General features: G+C 53.0%; 11 protein-coding genes, 3 tRNA genes and 1 pseudogene. 6 read left to right on the forward strand and 9 right to left on the reverse strand.

Annotated elements, in window-relative coordinates; translation table 11 throughout:
• Window positions 1–176: 176 nt before the first annotated feature.
• Together mazF and F4Y39_08890 are read right to left on the reverse strand one after the other, a co-directional pair.
• Window positions 177–536, reverse strand: coding sequence for an endoribonuclease MazF (gene mazF / locus F4Y39_08885; protein MYC13826.1), 360 nt, complete (start codon window positions 534–536; stop codon window positions 177–179).
• On the reverse strand, window positions 530–751 hold the full coding sequence (locus F4Y39_08890; protein ID MYC13827.1) for an AbrB/MazE/SpoVT family DNA-binding domain-containing protein: 222 nt from the start codon (window positions 749–751) through the stop codon (window positions 530–532). Before F4Y39_08890 ends, mazF begins: the two co-directional genes overlap by 7 nt.
• A 267-nt stretch (window positions 752–1,018) precedes the next feature.
• Here F4Y39_08890 and F4Y39_08895 point away from each other — a divergent pair, with 267 nt between their 5' ends.
• Together F4Y39_08895 and F4Y39_08900 are read left to right on the forward strand one after the other, a co-directional pair.
• A complete protein-coding gene (locus F4Y39_08895) occupies window positions 1,019–3,478 on the forward strand; it encodes a hypothetical protein (GenBank protein ID MYC13828.1) in 2,460 nt (819 codons plus the stop codon).
• Between the two features lie 31 nt (window positions 3,479–3,509).
• Window positions 3,510–4,991: a sigma-54-dependent Fis family transcriptional regulator gene (locus F4Y39_08900; protein MYC13829.1), complete on the forward strand. Its 1,482-nt coding sequence runs from the start codon at window positions 3,510–3,512 to the stop codon at window positions 4,989–4,991.
• Window positions 4,992–5,010: 19 nt separating this feature from the next.
• Here the strand turns inward: F4Y39_08900 and F4Y39_08905 are convergent, their stop codons facing one another.
• From F4Y39_08905 to F4Y39_08930, 6 genes and pseudogenes are all read right to left on the reverse strand, one after another.
• Window positions 5,011–6,306: a metal-dependent hydrolase gene (locus F4Y39_08905; protein ID MYC13830.1), complete on the reverse strand. Its 1,296-nt coding sequence runs from the start codon at window positions 6,304–6,306 to the stop codon at window positions 5,011–5,013.
• Window positions 6,303–7,148 carry a hypothetical protein gene (locus F4Y39_08910; GenBank protein MYC13831.1) on the reverse strand — a complete coding sequence of 282 codons (846 nt, stop codon included), beginning with the start codon at window positions 7,146–7,148 and terminating at the stop codon, window positions 6,303–6,305. Before F4Y39_08910 ends, F4Y39_08905 begins: the two co-directional genes overlap by 4 nt.
• Window positions 7,149–7,355: 207 nt before the next feature.
• Window positions 7,356–8,156, reverse strand: a complete 801-nt coding sequence (locus F4Y39_08915) for a dihydroorotate dehydrogenase electron transfer subunit (GenBank protein ID MYC13832.1) — start codon at window positions 8,154–8,156, stop codon at window positions 7,356–7,358.
• Window positions 8,157–8,158: 2 nt separating this feature from the next.
• Complete coding sequence (locus F4Y39_08920; GenBank protein ID MYC13833.1) at window positions 8,159–10,282, reverse strand: TonB family protein; 2,124 nt, start codon at window positions 10,280–10,282, stop codon at window positions 8,159–8,161.
• Between the two features lie 5 nt (window positions 10,283–10,287).
• Window positions 10,288–13,550 (reverse strand): annotated as a pseudogene (gene carB, locus F4Y39_08925) (carbamoyl-phosphate synthase large subunit).
• A gap of 18 nt (window positions 13,551–13,568) precedes the next feature.
• Complete coding sequence (locus tag F4Y39_08930; GenBank protein MYC13834.1) at window positions 13,569–15,188, reverse strand: NAD(P)H-hydrate dehydratase; 1,620 nt, start codon at window positions 15,186–15,188, stop codon at window positions 13,569–13,571.
• A 194-nt stretch (window positions 15,189–15,382) separates the two neighbouring features.
• Between F4Y39_08930 and F4Y39_08935 the strand changes: the two genes are divergently transcribed.
• The 4 genes from F4Y39_08935 (at window position 15,383) to F4Y39_08950 (ending at window position 17,171) form a co-directional block, all read left to right on the forward strand.
• Window positions 15,383–15,470, forward strand: a tRNA-Ser gene (locus F4Y39_08935).
• Between the two features lie 56 nt (window positions 15,471–15,526).
• Window positions 15,527–15,618, forward strand: a tRNA-Ser gene (locus tag F4Y39_08940).
• A 23-nt stretch (window positions 15,619–15,641) separates the two neighbouring features.
• Window positions 15,642–17,063 (forward strand): glutamate--tRNA ligase, encoded by a 1,422-nt coding sequence (locus tag F4Y39_08945; protein ID MYC13835.1) that lies wholly within the window; start codon window positions 15,642–15,644, stop codon window positions 17,061–17,063.
• Window positions 17,064–17,100: 37 nt separating this feature from the next.
• Window positions 17,101–17,171, forward strand: a tRNA-Gln gene (locus F4Y39_08950).
• Window positions 17,172–17,328: 157 nt separating this feature from the next.
• Here F4Y39_08950 and F4Y39_08955 read toward each other — a convergent pair.
• Window positions 17,329–17,693: hypothetical protein (locus tag F4Y39_08955; protein MYC13836.1), on the reverse strand; the 365-nt coding region annotated here is incomplete at its 5' end.

The following is a 17,693-nucleotide window of genomic DNA, read 5'->3' on the forward strand; positions in this document are numbered from 1 at the left end:
TCATGCGTCGTCTTAAGTCGAGAATAGATGCTTTCATAATTCCTCCTTAAAGTGTTAATGCTTGGTAGATGTTGGCCTGAGTTTCTCGCCCGTCATCCAGCCCATTGCCGTTCCAATCGGTGAATACAAATGGTATTTTCATCACGTTCCATGTTCCCTTGATAGGAGTATTTTCATCACGTTCCATGTTCCCTTGATAGGAGCGTTCCGGCTCTTTGTAAAACCGCATCCACTATCTCCGTGGGCAAAGGACATATCAACGTTGCATTTCTCGCCCGCCAATCCATATTCTTGACCTGGTCTGAAAGAATAATACCCGTCACATCCAATCCCGCAGGAATGGCGACCTCAAAGGGATACCCCTTCACTTGATTGGTAATTGGACAGAGTATTGCCAAATGGGTCTTGCCATTATAAGCACCCGGTGAGAGCACAACAGCGGGGCGACGTCCAGCTTGCTCATGTCCTGCTTGTGGATTGAAGTTAATCCAGACCGCATCGCCGCGCTGTGGGACGTACCCGTCTGGCTTCACCATATTTCACCGCCTACAGCAGGTCCAGTATCTATTTCACCGTGTAAGTTGTGCTCGGTCACCTGGGATAGAAGGTCGTCCAATTTCAAGTCAGATGGCTTTACAGGTTCAATGACCAATTCCTTACCACGCAGCGATAATTCGACCCGCGAATTGGGTTCAAGCCCGATCTGGACAGCGAGTGGTTTGGGAATACGCAGGGCTAAACTATTGCCCATTTCTGCACACGGGTTTCCATATCTTCCTCCTCTAAATAGTAGATACAATGAAGATACATTGAGACTTAGAACTTATCAAGGCCAATTTTGCATCCCTCACGCAGTGGCAATATAATACGCGATATTGCATGTCATATCCCACTGGTAGAGAATGACTTATATCGGCCTCGCAATTTTGTCCACAATTTTGTTGACTTTTTTGTATAAGATATTATTTTGTCAACAGTTTCGTTGACAAAAATTTAATGAATCACCGGGAGACGCGTAATGAACAATTCTGATCGTCCAATCCGCAAGTTCAATCCGGGGACGTTTCAGTCCGACGAGGAGGTGATTGAGCAGTTCGCGGTGAGGAAACACGAACTCGATACGGTGCTTGGGGTGCTGCGCAGGAATATCGGTTCACCATCGTGCCAGCACGTTCTGATGGTCGCGCCTCGGGGTCGGGGAAAGACGATGTTGCTCGCGCGCGTCTCGGCGGAGTTGAATGCTGATGGCGAGCTTTCCAGATGTTTTTTACCGGTTCGGTTTATGGAGGAGAGTCACGAGATATTCGATCTCGCGGATTTTTGGCTCGAGACGCTGTTTTATCTTGTGCAGGAGAGCGTCAGGCACGATTCCGCGCTCGCACAGGAGTTGCGAGAGGCGCACGCCGATCTGGCCGATCACTGGGACGAGGCGTCGCTCGCGGATCGCGTCCGTGACACTGTTCTGGACGCGGCGGACCGGTTGGGCAAAAAACTCGTTCTTATGGTGGAAAATCTGCAGGCGCTCTGCGAAGATATAGATGACGATTTTGGCTGGCAATTGCGCGGCGTGTTGGAGTCCGAGCCTCGGATCGTGCTGCTTGCCACTGCGACGAGTCGCTTTGAGGGGTTGGAAAATGCGGCGGAGCCGTTTTTTGAATTGTTCCGAATTGTCGATCTGGAACCGCTGAGTACCGAGGACTGCTGCCGTCTGTGGGAGGTGGTCAGTGGAGACGCGGTGACTGAGCACGAAATCAGGCCGCTCGAGATCCTGACCGGTGGCAATCCCCGTCTTCTAATTATGGTCGCTGAGTTCGCGCAGCACAGGTCGTTGCGCCAGTTGATGGAAGAACTGGTGACGCTGATTGACGAGCATACCGAGTATTTTCGCGGTTATCTGGAGGCTTTGCCCAGGAGCGAGCGCCGCGTGTATCTCGCGTTGATTGATTTTTGGCGACCGTCGAGTACGAGCGAGATCGCGGCGCGGGCGCGTATGGGGGTTCGGCCCGTATCGACTATGCTCGGCCGACTTGTGAACAGGGGTGCGGTCGTCGTGGAGGGGGCTGGCAGGAAGCGATTGTACGCCGCAGGGGAACCTCTCTATAGCATCTATTACAAGTTGCGGCGCGAGCGCGACGAGGCGACAAGTATGAGGCGTCTGATCCATTTCATGATGGCGTTCTACGGGATAGGCGAGTTGTACCAGATGTCTGGTCGGCTGAGTTTGGAGGCGGCGGAGTCAAAGGTTATTCGCGAAGGTATTGAGCGTGCGCTCGTCGAACCACCGGACGTTGAGGACAGTTTTTTACGCGTGGCAGGGTCGGCTGTCGAATATATATCGGACAGGGCGACGGCAAATGCGCCATTCACAGCGGAACTGCGTTTAAAAGAGGAGATCCAAACGGCGCTCGATGAGAAAGAATTTGAAAGGATTATCGAGATTGGTGACCATTTTATCGCTTCAGGAAGCGTGGATGCATCTCTGATGCCAGAGTCTCTGCTTGCCTACATATTGCATATGAGGGCTATTGCTTATGAAAAATTGGAGGATTTCCAGGGGGTGGTCGCGGTTTGCGATGAGATGGTTGAGCGTTTCGACGACGCGAGCGACCATACACTCCTGGCGCGGATGGCCCGCGTATTGATCCACGGGGCAGGAGCGCGATATGAACTCGGAGAGTTGGGGGTGGTGATGTCGGCATATGAGGCGGTGATTGAGCGTTTTGGTTCCAGCGATGCGCCCGATTTCCAGTTTCCGGTCGCTCTGGCGCTGATAAAAAAGGGAGATTTGCAAGTTCAACAGAGAGAGTTGGGGCTGGCGGTGTCTGTATATGAAGAGGTGATTGCCCGTTTTGGCTCCAGCGATGCATCGGGGATTCAGCTTATGGTCGCCTGGGCGTTGTCCCAAAAGGGAGATTTGCAAGCCCAACTGGGAGAGTTGACGCTGGCAGTATCTGCGTATGAGGAAGTGATCGAGCGTTTTGGTACCAGCGATGTGCCAGCGATTCGGGTTCTGATCGCCTGGGCATTGTCCCAAAAAGGTATGATACAAATTAAGGTGGGGCGTATGAAAGAAGCTATGCTCATAAGTGAAGAGCTTGAGGGAAGACTCGGTGCGTTGGCTGACGATGAGAAGGTGGTGTTTGTATGGCGAGCAAGGTATGTCCATGCTTTGGCACTGCTGCTAAGGAACAGACTACGGATGGCTATGGATGTGTTTCAGTCGGCGTATGCGGTGTTCCTACCTGACAATGAGACGATGATGTACGAGATACTACAACTCGTGCCCGATTTGATCGCAAACGGTGCCTCGGAGCCTGATCTTGTCGATATTCTCCTGTCCAGGGGGAAATCCGATGCGTTGGAACCTCTTATTGTTGCCCTACGACAGCGTTCCGGCGAGGTGGTTCGTGCGCCTGTGGAGGTTCTTGAGGTGGCGAGGGATATTAACAGGCGTATTGAGTTTTTCCGAAATGTATGAAGACATTAAAATGCATTAAGACATAATCTGAATGCGTGATCTTGCTTTTTGCCATTTCCGTCTTATTTTCCCAAAAACAAACGATTGTAAATGTGGGAAGAAGGGAATAAGAATGGCTGAGCAGGTCAGCATGACGGTTCTGGTGATCGATGATGATGCACATATTCGGTCTTCGATAGGGAAGTTTCTCATCGCCAGGGGGCATACGGTTATCGAAGCGGCAGATGGCGAGAAGGGTGTGGAGGTGGTGGAGAGCCAGGCGGTGGATATTGTGATTACGGATGTGAAGATGCCTGGCATGAATGGGTTTGAAGTGCTTCGGCAGGTGCAGTCTATCTCTCCTGAGACCGAGGTGATTGTGATTACGGGTGTGCAAGAGGCGGAGAATGCGTTTCGCGCGTTGCGAGAAGGGGCGTTTGATTTTTTTAATAAGCCTTTTAAGGTGGAGGAGTTGAATGCGGCTATCCAGCGCACTGTGCGCTACCAGGCGCTTCGAAAAGAGAAGGATAGGGTTCAGGCGAGGCTGGATAGGATGGAGGCACAGGAGCGAGAGAAGAGCGGTTTGAATGCGATTATAGGGGAGAGTGAGGCGGTTGTGAAGATGAAGGCGCAGATTCGGCAGGTGGCTGCGACTGATTATACGACGGTGCTGATTGTTGGGGAGACGGGTACGGGGAAGGAACTGGTTGCGCGAGCGGTGCATAGCGAGAGCAACCGCGCTGGCGGTCCGTTTGTTGCCGTGAATTGTTCTGCTATTCCGGGCAATTTGTTTGAGAGCGCGTTTTTTGGGCATAAGAAGGGCGCGTTTACAGATGCAAAGGCAGATCAGAAGGGCCATTTTGAGCTGGCAGATGGGGGTACGCTGTTTCTGGATGAGATCGGGGATATGCCGCTCGAGATGCAGGTGCGCCTGTTGCGCGCTCTGGAAGAGCGATGCATTCGACCCGTGGGGAGTAGTGATGAGATCGCTGTGGATGTGCGCGTGGTTGCTGCTACTAATAGGGTGCTTAGTGTAGCGGTGCAGGAGGGGAATTTCAGAGAGGATCTGTATTACAGGTTGAATGTGTTCGCGATTCAGGTGCCGCCGTTGCGCGAGCGAGCAGGGGATGTTCTGTTCCTGGCGCAGCACTTTTTGGCTGGTTATGCCCGCGATTTGCGGAAGCCGCTGATGGGATTTTCGAGAGAGGCAGAGGATTTGCTTCAGAAACAGGTGTTTCCGGGCAATGTCCGCATGCTGAAGAATGCGGTTGAACGGGCTGCTATTTTGTGCGGGGGTAGGGAGATTGATGCGGATGATCTGAGTTTTGAGCTATTTGAGATTGGTCCGGCCAGTAGCGTTGATCGCATGGTGCAGTCCTTCCCCGAGGATCAGATGAGTCTGCCCGCATTTGAGAAGGCACTGCTTTGTGAGGCTTTGCGACGAACAGAGGGGAATCAGGTTCAGGCAGCCGCGCTTCTGGATGTTTCGAGGATGGTTTTGAGGAATAGGATGAAGCGGTATGGGTTGTGTTGAAGCGGTCAGCGATCAGCCGTCAGCTGTCAGGAAATCCGTGCGTTGCAGGGTTGTCATTGCGGCGTGCAGTAAGCCGCAATCCAGTGGTTTTTGCCTTTGGGTGGTTGGGCGGGGACTGAAAGCTGAAAGCTGAAGGCTGATTGCTGAATATGCGAATGAATAATGTGCCGCTGAATCGCACATGTGCGCGTTTCAGTGTTTCGATTTTTTTTCTTTTTTCTGTAAGTTCTTGTTCCATTCGACTCAGTTCGAGGTAGTGAATTGGCGGATAAGCCATTTTTGCGATTTCCAGTTTTTCACAAATTCTCAATATTTCCTCTGATAGATTTTTTACGCGTTCTGATAAATTTTGAGAGACGGGCTGAAGCCGCGAGATATCTACTTTTCGGGCAAATTGAAATTTCAATGATCGGGAAGTGATGGTGATGGTATTGGGGGTTTCACGCCCGGGGGAGAATGTTTCAGTTGCTTTGAGTTGCCCAGATACAAAACTGTTTTCGGGGATCTGATTTACCAGTTGCTCATAGGTTTCGTCTTTTAACTGGAGCCTCTGAATTTGTACGGGGCGATCCGTTTCTCGCACGCGCACTTTGTCCGGTAAGATGGCGCCGTGTTCTCCGCACGTTTGAACCTGTCCGTTGACTACGATCCAGAACATGGCGGGTCTGGCATCGAGGATCACACCTTCTCCGCGTACGTGCTCCCGCGTGTGTCGCCAGCGTCCTTCAAAGGTTAAGATGGTTTCTGTGTCGGCTTGCCGGTAATCTGCGTATGCAGCAGAGGGTGTGGCCATGAGGTATCTGAATGATTGCCAGATGCCTCCCATGTGCAATATGGGCAGGAATATCAGGAGCATAAGCAAAAGTCCGATTGACAGATAGCGTTCTCCCATAGATCCGGTTTTGATTCTGTATTTTGCGCTGCCGGGGAAGACACAGGCCGCTGAATGGGGATAAAACAGGGGTACACCGCTTTTGGTGGCGCAATCGGCGACTATATGGCTCAGGTAGCCCAGGAGCAAGGCCGCGTAACACGGGATTTGATAGATGAGTAAGGGCCAGATCATGACCGATAGGGCGAGCAGACAGAGCAGCGAGTGTGTGATTGTGCGGTGTCCCCATTGCCGTTCGATGGGGATGGATGCATAAGGGAGCACGCGACCGATATAACTGCGCGGGGAATCTATATCCGGGAGCACGCTTCCTATGATGGCGCATGCGATTGCGGGAAGGTTGCGGTGTAGGGGCAGGGAGAAGAATGAAAAGGATCCCGCTACGGTGAGTAGTCCAAATGCGATATGTGTGGGTGCGGTCATCGTCTGAACCTGTACGTGAAGAATCGTATGCCTACGAGTATCGCGCTGCCAATGCCGGCGAGGACATAGCCTTCCATGCTCCCGATGCCGCGCATGAAGAATCGCGCTGCGACAACGACCAGCAGAAGCAATACCACGGCGAACGTAAGATCAATCTGGCTTCGGGCACCTGTGTGAGATACATGTCTTACGACGGATCGGGTTACGGCGGGTTCTTTGCGGAGTCTTTCGACGATTTCGATGATGGCGCGCGGGTTGCCAGCGCTTTGTTGTAAGATGGAGGTTTCGGTCATGTGGTAGTCTTCTATGTCGGCGCCAGCAGTACACTGTCGGATGAGTTTTTTGGCTTCTGGTGTGGATAAGGGTTCTATTTCTATGCGGTCGAATTTCCAGAAGTGTTTCTCGTAGGTTTTTACAATTTCGCGCAGGGCGGCTATGATGATGTATTTGCGGTTGAGTTTGTCGATCAGGCGTCCGATGGAGGGCGTTATGTCGGATAGGTCATCTACGATTAAGACGCATTCGTTTTTTGCCACTGAGTCGAGTACTATGTCTGTCCAGGTTTGAATGGTTTCGCGGGTGTGTCGTTTTTTGATTTTTTCAAAGTCCTCAATGTGCGGATAGAGTTTTCCGCTTTTGTGAAGTTCTTCCGCAATATTTATGAGGGCTTCTTTTATTGGGGATAGGGTTTTTACTTTGAGTACATAGTCTGCATCGACTTGCGCGAGGAGATGGCTTTTGCCTATGCCGATGGGACCGACTATCAGGGTGTCGATGCGTTTTGATAGGTTTGCTTTTATTAAGCGCAGTTTTTCTTTTCGTTCTACGGACTGGTGTATCATGAGAAACGCCCTCCTGTATGGGTTGGAATTGAAATTTTGTGCCCGTCATATAGGGCAAATACCGTGCCAAACAAGCTAAAAACCCGTAACTAATTGCAGGAGAGCGTGTTTTTAAAAAATGCCAAAAAAAGGACATACGGAAAACTGTGTCATTTGAAACAGTAGGTGTGTCATATGAAACAGTTGGGATAAGAATGAAACTGTTGGTTACCAGACAATTTCGTGGGCGTTGACGACGGGTCCTTCGAGGCAGACGCAGCGATAGCGGCGGTCTTCGGTGGGATATGTTTTGTATTCGACTACGCAGCCGACACAGGCGCCAAAACCGCAGGCCATGTGGTTTTCGAGGGAGGCATAGCAGGGGGTATCTAATTCGGCGGCGATGTGAGCGACGCGCGCCATCATGGGATGGGGACCGCAGGTGAGGATGGTGGTGTGGTTTGGGAGGGTGTGTTCGGCGATGAGTTCTGTGACAAATCCGCGGTGTCCTATGCTGCCGTCATCGGTGGCGATGTGAAGGGGTAGGTCGGCGGGTAGGAGTGCGGACATGTCGGGCAGGCGCGCGGTATTTGCCGCGCCCATGAGGTAGATCATGTCGGGACGGCGGTCGAGGTGTTCCCAGGCCAAAAATGCGAGGGGGACGAGGCCGACGCCACCGGCGACGAGGAGGATGCGTTTGGTTTCCGGGGGGACAAAAGGGTTGCCCAGTGGTCCGCTGGCGTCAAATTGATCGCCGCATTGGGCAGTGGATAAGCGTTCGGTGCCGGGTCCGATGACGTCGTAGATGAGGTCGAGCCAGCCGGCTTTGCGATTTGCGCGCAATACGCTGAAGGGGCGGCGAAGATATGGAGAGGAGCCAGGATCGGTCAGGATTTGCAGGAATTGCGCCGGGCGAGAGGCGGTTGCGAGCCGGGGCGCGTGCAGGCGCATGAGGTAGATGCCCTGGGCTATGGGTTCATTTTTTTCTACGATGGCAGATTCGGAGATGAAGTTTGGGATTTCGGGCATTGTTACTCTGGGGGTTCAAAGTGGATGGCTATGTCTGTCCACATGTCGCGCGGCGCGTCTTCGTGTATGCCGGGTTCAAAGGTGTATTGTTTTGCTGCTTCTACTGCGGCACTGTGAAAGAGTTCGGGTCCAGAGATTACGTGGACTTCGCCCACGCTGCCGTTTTTTAAGATGAGCAAGCGCAAGAAGACCATGGCGGGTTTGCCTTCGGCTCTGGCTTCTTCGGGGTATTCGGGTTCGATTTCTTCTATGACCTGAGGTTCTTCATCGGCATCTACGGCTTCCATGATACCGCCTCCGATAATGACATTGGGTTTGAAGGCGGGTTTTGGAGGGGGTGTTTTTTGCGTTCTGAGCTTTGAGATATCAGGCGGGGTAGCCGTTGTATCCGGTGGTGCGTCTGCTGGATCAGTTCGCGTTGTGTCGGGTTGGGTATCCGACGGTTGCGTTTGGGTGGTGTCTGCTGGCTCGGGCGGGGGGTCGAGAAATTTGCCCTTGAGTTTGTCGGTTGCTATTTTGCCGTATTGTGTGAGGGGGTATCGCTCCTGCACTTGTTCGTAAACGGTTTTTGCCTGTTCGCGCTGGTCCAGGTTATTTTCGTAGGTCCAGGCAAGGGCAAAAAGAGCCTTTGGGGCAAAGAGGCTATTGGGATATTCGTCGGCTATTTGTTGGTAGATGGGTAAGATATCCCGTGTGGGTGTGCCTTCTGCGATGAGGTTTTCTGCTTGCAGAAATCGCGTTTCTGCCAGGGCATCATCGGCGTGTTTTTGATTGAGGCGCGTCCGAGCTTCAACGGCATAAGGTGTGTTGGGGTGTTGGTCGAGGAGCAGTTGGAAGTGTTCTCGCGCTGCGGTTTCATTTTTCAGGCTGTCGGCGTAAATAAGCCCAATGGCATAACGCACCCTGGGTGACAGATCAGTCGTGTCGGTCAGGGTCAATACGCGCTGGTAAATGCTCAGGGCCGAATCGGGTTCGCCGAGATTAAAGAGGTATAGTTCAGCGAGATCGAAAAGCGGTCCCAATGCTTTTTGTGGGTCTTCGACTTTCTCGATCTGTGTCTGATAGCGTTCGAGTGCTACGAGGTCTTTTTGCCGTTGTAAAGCCAGTTTACCCTCATCTGAACTTCGGTCTTCGCGGACGGCTTTTTCGAATAGTTCTTTGGATTTTTCCAGGTTTTTACGCGATTTTTGTTCGATGAGGCCCAGACGATAAAAAGCTGCTGCGCTGTATTCGCTACGGGGATATTTTTTTCCGATGTCGCTGTAAATTTCTTCCGCAGTTTCAGTCTGATCTTTTAGCTGGTATATATGCGCCTGTTTGAGGCGGATTTCGGCTTCGTAAATGCGAAGCCGTTTGATTTTTAATATTTTTTGATACGCGTCCAGCGCCCCGTCATATTTCTGCTGGCGCTCGAGGGTTTCGCCAATTTTGACGCGGGTTTCAAAATTTGTCCTGGTATCGGGTTTTGATTTTAGCACGTTTTCGTAGGCTTCAAGTGCTTCGTCGTATCGGTTCAATTCGAGGAGGTTATTGCCCACGCCTTGCCAGGCGCGCGCGCGTAATTTGTGCTTTTTGTCGAGTGTTTCGAGCAGTGCTTTATAGGATATGATCGCTTCTTCTTTGTTGCCCTGTGAGGCTTCCATTTCCGCGAGTGCCAGATTTGATAGGCCGTACAATTCGGGATTGATTTTTTTGTCGAAAAGAGAAAATGTAGTCCGCGCTTCATTGGTGCGATTCATTGCCCAGAGCGCGCGGCCCTGCCAGTAGCGCGTTTCGGGGATTAGTTCGCTTTCTGGGAAGAGTTTTTGCAGTTCTTGGAATTTGGTGAGTGCTTCGGTGTAATCTTCGCGCCAATAAGACGCTTTGCCGATGAGCAACAAGCTGTCGTCGAACCATTTGCTATCGGGAAAGTATTTGAGCACGATGGACGCTTTGAGTATGGCCCGCTGGTAGAGCGCGTTATAAGTCGCAGATGTTATTCGGCTGCCAGGGGTTTGGGATTCGACGCGTTTTTGCTCGGCTATACTGTACTGTTGTTTGGCGTTGTAAAAGGTGTTGTAATACACGCTTTTGCAGGATGCCAGACAGAGGAAGCAGAGGGATGTGATGTAGATGAGACGAGACATGGGATTTAAGAATTGTGAAAGTCCTGGAGTGAACGGATGCGAATTGTGCTGTTGTTTTTGAGTGATTGGATGCCGGCTACAGCGGCGGCGGCTCCCGATAAGGTGGTTGTGTAGGGCAGGCCGTATTGAACGGCGGCTTTGCGGATTTCAGGGTCGGCGGCCTGGGATTGCTCTCCAGCAGGCGTGTTGATCATGAGAGAGATTTCGCCGTTTTTGATGGCGTCGAGGATGTTTGGGCGCCCTTCCTGGATTTTGAAGATCCGATTACAGGCAATGTTGTGGCTTTTGAGAAAGGCGCAGGTTCCCCCTGTGGCAATGAGGCGAAAGTCCATGTCGGATAGTTGTTGGGCAATCGGTACAAGCCCTTCTTTGTCGCGGTCGTTGACGCTTAAAAATACGGTTCCCTCCTGGGGTAAGCGCACGCCTGCGCCGAGTTGCGCTTTTTGGAAGCTGAGGCCAAAGTCGGTGTCTATGCCCATGACTTCGCCGGTGGATTTCATTTCGGGACCGAGGACGGTGTCAACGCCGGGAAATTTGTTAAAGGGCAAGACGGCTTCTTTGACGGCGATGTGGTTGATGGGTACTTCCCGGGTAAAGCCCTGTTCTACAAGTGTGCGCCCGACCATTGCGCGGACAGCGACTTTGGCAAGGGGCACGCCAATGGCTTTGCTGACAAAGGGCACTGTGCGCGATGCCCTGGGGTTGACTTCTATAATAAATACGTCTTCGCCTTGAATGGCAAACTGAATGTTCATGAGGCCAACGACATTGAGTGCTCTGGCCAGGGCGTGGGTGTGATTTCGCAGTTCATTGAGGTTGGTGTTGGAGATTTGATAAGGGGGCAATACGCAGGCGCTATCGCCAGAGTGTACGCCCGCGCTTTCGATGTGTTGCATGATGCCGCCGATGACGACTGCTGTTGGATCAGCTACGGCATCGACATCAAATTCGTGTGCGTCTTCTAAAAATCGGTCGATGAGGATGGGGCGCTCGGGAGAGGCTTCTATGGCGTTGCGCATATAGGCGATGAGGGCTTCGCGGTCATATACAATTGCCATTGCGCGGCCCCCGAGTACGTAAGAGGGACGCACGAGGACCGGATATCCGATTTGTTCGGCTATGGCGATTGCTTCGTCGGTGCTTATTGCGGTGCCGTTTTCGGGTTGTCGTATGCCCAGTTCTTTGATGAGTGCGCCAAAGCGCTTGCGGTCTTCGGCCAGGTCAATGGCGTCGGGCGATGTGCCGGCGATGTTGAGGCCCCCGCGTTCGAGGTCGCGCGCGAGGTTGAGCGGTGTTTGTCCGCCGAATTGAACGATGACGCCGTCGGGTTGTTCAACATCGGCAATGCTGAGTACGTCTTCGGCAGTGAGCGGTTCAAAGTAGAGTTTGTCGGATGTGTCGTAGTCGGTGGAGACGGTTTCGGGGTTGGAGTTGACCATGATGGTCTCAAATCCGTCTTCTTTGAGGGCATAAGAGGCGTGGCAACAACAATAGTCGAATTCGATGCCCTGTCCAATGCGATTGGGACCGCCGCCCAGGATCATGATTTTTTGTCGATCGGATCGGATGGCTTCGTTGTCTGTCTCATAGGTCGAGTAGTGATACGGTGTATAGGCTTCAAATTCGGCGGCGCACGTATCTACGGTTTTGAATACGGGCGCGACGCCGAGTTCTTTTCGCAGGGCGCGAACAGCCCATTCGTCACTGCGCCACAGGTGTGCCAGTTGGCGGTCGGAAAAGCCGTGTTGTTTGGCTTTGAGCAGGTCTGCGCGGGTGATGCGCGATTTTAAGTCGTTGAGTGTGTGCTGTTTTGTCATGGTTAGTCCATCAGGGCGGCGAGTTCTTTTTCTACTTCGACGAGTTGTCGCATGTTGTCGAGAAACCAGGGGTCAATTTTGGTTGCGTCAAAAATTTCCTGTACGGATAGTCCCGCGTCATAAGCCGTTTTGAGATAGGCCAATCGCTGCGAGTTGGGTTCGCGCAGGCCGCGTTCGAGGGCTTCGCGCGAGAGGGTGTTGGGATGGATGTCTTTGCCGTCGGCACCAAATCCCGCACGCCCGATTTCGAGAGAGCGCAGGCCTTTTTGCAGTGCTTCTTTAAACGTGCGACCTATGGCCATGGTTTCACCTACAGATTTCATTTGTGTGCCCAACAGATCAGCAGTTTGGGGAAATTTTTCAAATGTCCAGCGCGGGATTTTGATGACGCAATAGTCGATGGTGGGTTCAAATGAGGCGGGTGTTTCGCGCGTGATGTCGTTTTGTATTTCGTCAAGGGTGTATCCAATGGCGAGTTTGGCGGCTATTTTGGCGATGGGGAAGCCCGTGGCTTTTGAGGCGAGCGCAGAGCTGCGGGAGACGCGGGGGTTCATTTCTATGACGACGCGCCGGCCCGTGTTGGGATCCACTGCAAATTGGATGTTGGAGCCGCCGGTTTCCACGCCGATTTCTCGGATGCATGCGATGGCGTCGTCGCGCATTTCCTGATATTCTTTGTCGGTGAGGGTTTGCGCGGGTGCCACGGTGATGGAGTCGCCTGTGTGAACGCCCATGGGGTCGAAGTTTTCTATGGAGCAGATGATGACGACGTTGTCGTTTTGATCGCGCATGACTTCGAGTTCGAATTCTTTCCAGCCGATGATGGATTCTTCTACGAGGATCTCAGAGGTGGGCGATAGGCTTAGTCCGTGTGCAGCAGAGTGTCTGAATTCTTCGATGTTGTACGCGGTGCCAGCGCCTGTGCCGCCCAGGGTGTAGGATGGGCGGATGATGGCGGGAAATCCGATTTCAGTCGTGATGTCGAGTGCTTCTTTGAGGGTGTAGGCAAATCGGCCTTTGGGAAAGTCGAGGCCGATTTTATTCATGGCTTTTTGAAAGGCTTCGCGGTTTTCCGCTTTTTCTATGGCGTGTGGTTTTGCGCCGATCATTTCGACGTCGAATTTTTCGAGTGTTCCCTGTTCGTGCAGGGCCATGGCGGTGTTGAGGCCCGTTTGTCCGCCCAGGGTTGGGAGGAGGGCATCCGGGTGTTCTTTTTCGATGATTGCCGCGCATACTTCGGGTGTGACGGGTTCGACATAAGTCTGGTCAGCCATTTCGGGGTCGGTCATGATGGTGGCGGGGTTGCTGTTGACCAGTACGACTTCGTATCCCTCTTCTTTGAGGGCTTTGCAGGCTTGCGTGCCCGAGTAGTCAAATTCACAGGCTTGTCCGATGACGATGGGACCAGAGCCGATGAGCATTATTTTTTTGAGGTCGGTTCGCTTGGGCATTGGGTATAGGGTCCAAAATCAGGTGGTGAGGTTCAGGTCAAAGTAGTCGGTGCTGTTGCGTATCTGGTGAATGGCTGCGGCAAAATTTTCGATGATGTCACTGGCGATGAGGCTTATGTGTCCTGTTTTTTTCGCTGCGATATCAGCGGCGAGGCCGTGGAGATAGACGGCTGTGCATGCGGCTTCTGAGGGGGTGAGTCCCTGACCGATGAGTGCGGCCAATAGGCCCGTTAGTACGTCTCCTGTGCCGCCGGTGGCCATTCCCGGGTTGCCGGTTGGGTTGATGTGCGTTTCGCCTTCTGGCGTTGCGACGATGGTTGGCGCGCCTTTCAGGACTGTGGTGGCTCCGACATCGGTGGCGAATTTCAGGGCGCGGGCTATGGGATCGCGCTGTATTTCGGCGATGCTGTATCCGGTCAGGCGCGCAAATTCCCCGATGTGCGGGGTGAGTACCAGGGGTGTTTCGCAGGCGCGAATCGCATCGAGGTCGCCAGCGAGGGCGTTGAGTGCGTCGGCGTCAATGACTGCGGGACAAACGCAGTCGCGCACGAGGCGGCGGATGAGTTCGACGGTTTCTCGATGGGTGCCTAAGCCTGGGCCAATGGCGATGCTGTCGGCTGTGCGACATGCGCGTTTTATTTCGCCCCGGGCGCGCAGGGATAAGCATCTGACTTTTTTTACTTCGGGTAGCGGGTGGGTCATTGCTTCGGTGACTTTGGTTTCGAGTATGTCGTTGAGGCTTTTGGGTACGCCGAGTGTGACGAGGCCCGCGCCTCCTTTGAGTGCCGCGTTTGCCGAGAGTGCCGCCGCGCCTGTGAGTCCCACAGATCCGGCGAGGATATATACTCTGCCGCAGTCTCCTTTGTGGGCGTCGGGTTCCCGTTGGGGGAGCAGGCGAGCGCAGCGGCGGTTGTCTATCAGGTAGGTGCTGATGCGTTCGGACTCAATTGCCGACCGTGGTATCCCGATGTCGATGAGATGCAGTTTGCCGCATTGGGCGCGTCCGGGGTAGAAGAAGTGTCCAATGCGGGGCAGTGCAAATGTGACTGTGCATGTTGCGGTTGCACAGGGTCCTTCGATTTTGCCTGTGTCGGCGTTGAGTCCAGAGGGTATATCTACGGCGACTATGGGGCATTGGGCGCGGGTGAGTGCGTCTATGAGTTCGGCGTATATGCCGCGGGGAGGTCCTTGAATGCCTGTGCCCAGGAGGGCGTCAACGGCGATGTCGGCATTGGTTAGTGCGTTTTGTACTGTTGCAATGCGATCAACCGGCTGCACGATGTCCGGGGGCAGTCGGTCGAGGTTGGTTTTTGCATCGCCTGTTATTTCCCGGGCGGATGTGGCTGTGAATACCTGGACTTTTGCACCGCTTTGGGCCGCTTGCCTGGCGATGACAAAGCCGTCGCCGCCGTTGTTGCCTTTGCCACAGAGGATGACGATGTGCCGGTTTTGGAGTTCGCCCAACAGGTTTTCTACTGCCCGGGTTACACCTTGCCCGGCGGCTTCCATGAGTTTTATGCCCGGCATACCACTGTCAATTGCCCGATGGTCAATAGATGCCATCTGGGAGCCGGTGATAAGCTCAATCATAGGGGAGGGTGCGAGGTCGTGCGCGCGGTGTGAGATTTTCTGGGTCATGTTACAAGTTTGTGCCTAAAAATACAGGAAGGACACGGGCAACGCAAACCCTTTTTTGGTGGTTGTAAGGATCGGGGATTATTGGGTGTTTGATTGATAAATAGAAGAAAAACAAAGTTTAAGTGTGGTTTCGCCGAGTTGATACAAACCGCTTGACACAGATGGGGGGCTTGTCTATACTTTTCAGATGGTGTGGTGGGGTGCGAGAGCGGTCGAATCGGGCGGTCTTGAAAACCGTTGACCCTCGCGGGTCCGTGGGTTCGAATCCCACCCCCACCGCCATTTATCTTGCATTTATACAGGTCCTTTGTTACTTTTGGCTGTTCGTTTTTGTTCGCGGAGAGGTGCTGGAGTGGCCGAACAGGGCAGATTGCTAATCTGTTGTAGGGGGTTTCCTCTACCGAGGGTTCGAATCCCTCCCTCTCCGCCATATAATTGATAGGTCGATTTTCGATGTCGGATACGGTTTTGCGTTTTGCGCCGTCTCCCACTGGTGGGTTTCACGTGGGCAATGCGCGAACGGCGATTTTTAATCATCTTTACGCGAAGCACTACCAGGCAAAGTTGTTGTTGCGCGTGGAAGATACGGATCGAGAGCGTTTTACAGAGTCGTCGCTTCAGACGATTCTGGATGGTTTGAACTGGCTCGGTGTTGATTTTGACGCCGAGCCAGTGTTTCAGTCGGATAATGTCGAGGCGCATAAGCAAGCCGCCGAGCGTCTGGTGGAGACGGGGCATGCGTATTACGGCTATGAGACTGCGGAGGAGCTTGACGCGATGCGCCGGCAGGCGCAGGTCGAGAAGCGGCGCGTGCGCTACGATCGGGATTTGACGCCGGAACAGCAGGCTGCTTTTGAGGCAGAAGGGCGGCCACGGGTTGTGCGGTTTAAGGTGCCAGCGGGTGAGACGGTCTGGCACGATCGCATTCGGGGGGTGCAGCGGTGGGATAATGCCGAGGTTGAGGATTTTGTTTTGTTGCGGCCCGATGGGTCCCCTGTTTACAATCTTGCGGTGGTGGTGGATGATCACGATATGGGTGTGAATATGGTGTTGCGGTCTGCGGATCATTTGTCGAATACGCCCAAGCAAATTATGCTGTTTGAGGCGCTTTCGTGGATGGTGCCGGAGTATGGGCATTCGACGCTGATTTTGGGTCCCGATGGCAGTAAGTTGTCCAAGCGCCACGGTGCGACGACGATTTCGGAGTATCAGGAGCGGGGTTTTTTGTCGGATGCGATGTTCAATTATCTCGCGCTGTTGGGTTGGGCACCGGGGGATGAGCGCGAGGTGTTTGCGGGAGATGAGTTGACCGAGGCGTTTTCTGTTGAGGGATTACTCAAGAGAGACGCGATTTTTGATGAGAAGAAACTGGTCTGGCTCAATGGCGAGCATATGCGTCTTCGTCCGGTGGATGAGGTTCTGGATGATGCGATACCGATTTGGGTTGTGGAGGGGTGGCTTTCTGAGGCAGAGGCTTCTGAGCGGCGGGATGAGTTGTTGAAGATTGCCGAGTTGTTGCAGCCGCGGTTGCATACACTTCAGGATTTGCAGCATACGGGTTATTTTTTTGTGGATCCGGTGTCGTATGATGCAAAGACGGCAAAGAAGAACTGGAAGACGGATACGCCCGAGCGCGTTGGGTTGATGATTGAGCGTTTGGAGGATTTGGGTTCGTTTGGTGAGGGCGATATCGAGGGTGTGACGCGCACACTATCTGGTGAATTGGGAATTTCGGCTTCGAGGCTGATTCATCCGACGCGGCTCGCGCTTTGCGGCGTTGGGTTTGGGCCGGGGTTGTTTGAGTTGATGGCTGTGCTTGGAAGAGAAACCTGTATTCGCAGGCTGAAGAAGGCGCTGGAGGTTTTGGGGTCGTGATGGGGCGTGCCTTCCTGAATCTTTAATTATATATTTTTGCCCCCTCGTCTAATGGCAAGACATGCGGCTCTGGACCGTAGGATCGGGGTTCGAATCCCTGGGGGGCAATTTCATTTTTTAAAAGGCCGTAAGTTTTTGCTACTACTGAGCAATACTTACGGCCTTTTGTTTTACCTCAGGTTCCTGAGTCTAAAAATGTTAAGTAGCACCTCCGTTCATAGCCGTTTATGCAGGTCGTGCTATTTATCGTCCGTCCGAGTGCGTTCTATTCCGAGCAATTTGAGCCACTGGTAGTTGCAATGCCCTCAAGCCACGCCTGAAAGGCTGCATCAAGCGGCGCACATAGTCCACCCTCACTCCAAAAAGAAAATTTCTCCAGCTTCGTTAGCATTGTCAGGCTCTGAGGAAGCTTACCACTCAACTGGTTGCCACCAAGATTCAATTCAGTAAGGTTGACCAGGTTGCCCAATTCTTTTGGAATTTCTCCACTCAACTCATTGCCATAAAGTCTGAGCACCTCAAGGTTGATCAGGTTGCCCAATTCTGCTGGGATCTCCCCACTCAACTGATTATTGTGAAGATACAGCACCCCAAGGGTTGTGATGTTGCCCAATTCTTTTGGGATCGAAC

The sequence above is a fragment of the Gemmatimonadota bacterium genome, from assembly GCA_009838845.1.
GTDB lineage: Bacteria > Latescibacterota > UBA2968 > UBA2968 > UBA2968 > VXRD01.

Coding starts and splice junctions, on each gene's coding strand:
- F4Y39_08905 (MYC13830.1), bottom strand. CDS start 6,306: ATGACCGCACCCACACATATCGCATTTGGACTACTCACCGTAGCGGGA.
- mazF (MYC13826.1), bottom strand. CDS start 536: ATGGTGAAGCCAGACGGGTACGTCCCACAGCGCGGCGATGCGGTCTGG.
- F4Y39_08900 (MYC13829.1), top strand. CDS start 3,510: ATGCGTGATCTTGCTTTTTGCCATTTCCGTCTTATTTTCCCAAAAACA.
- F4Y39_08920 (MYC13833.1), bottom strand. CDS start 10,282: ATGTCTCGTCTCATCTACATCACATCCCTCTGCTTCCTCTGTCTGGCA.
- F4Y39_08895 (MYC13828.1), top strand. CDS start 1,019: ATGAACAATTCTGATCGTCCAATCCGCAAGTTCAATCCGGGGACGTTT.
- F4Y39_08910 (MYC13831.1), bottom strand. CDS start 7,148: ATGATACACCAGTCCGTAGAACGAAAAGAAAAACTGCGCTTAATAAAA.
- F4Y39_08930 (MYC13834.1), bottom strand. CDS start 15,188: ATGACCCAGAAAATCTCACACCGCGCGCACGACCTCGCACCCTCCCCT.
- F4Y39_08915 (MYC13832.1), bottom strand. CDS start 8,156: ATGCCCGAAATCCCAAACTTCATCTCCGAATCTGCCATCGTAGAAAAA.
- F4Y39_08945 (MYC13835.1), top strand. CDS start 15,642: ATGTCGGATACGGTTTTGCGTTTTGCGCCGTCTCCCACTGGTGGGTTT.
- F4Y39_08890 (MYC13827.1), bottom strand. CDS start 751: ATGGGCAATAGTTTAGCCCTGCGTATTCCCAAACCACTCGCTGTCCAG.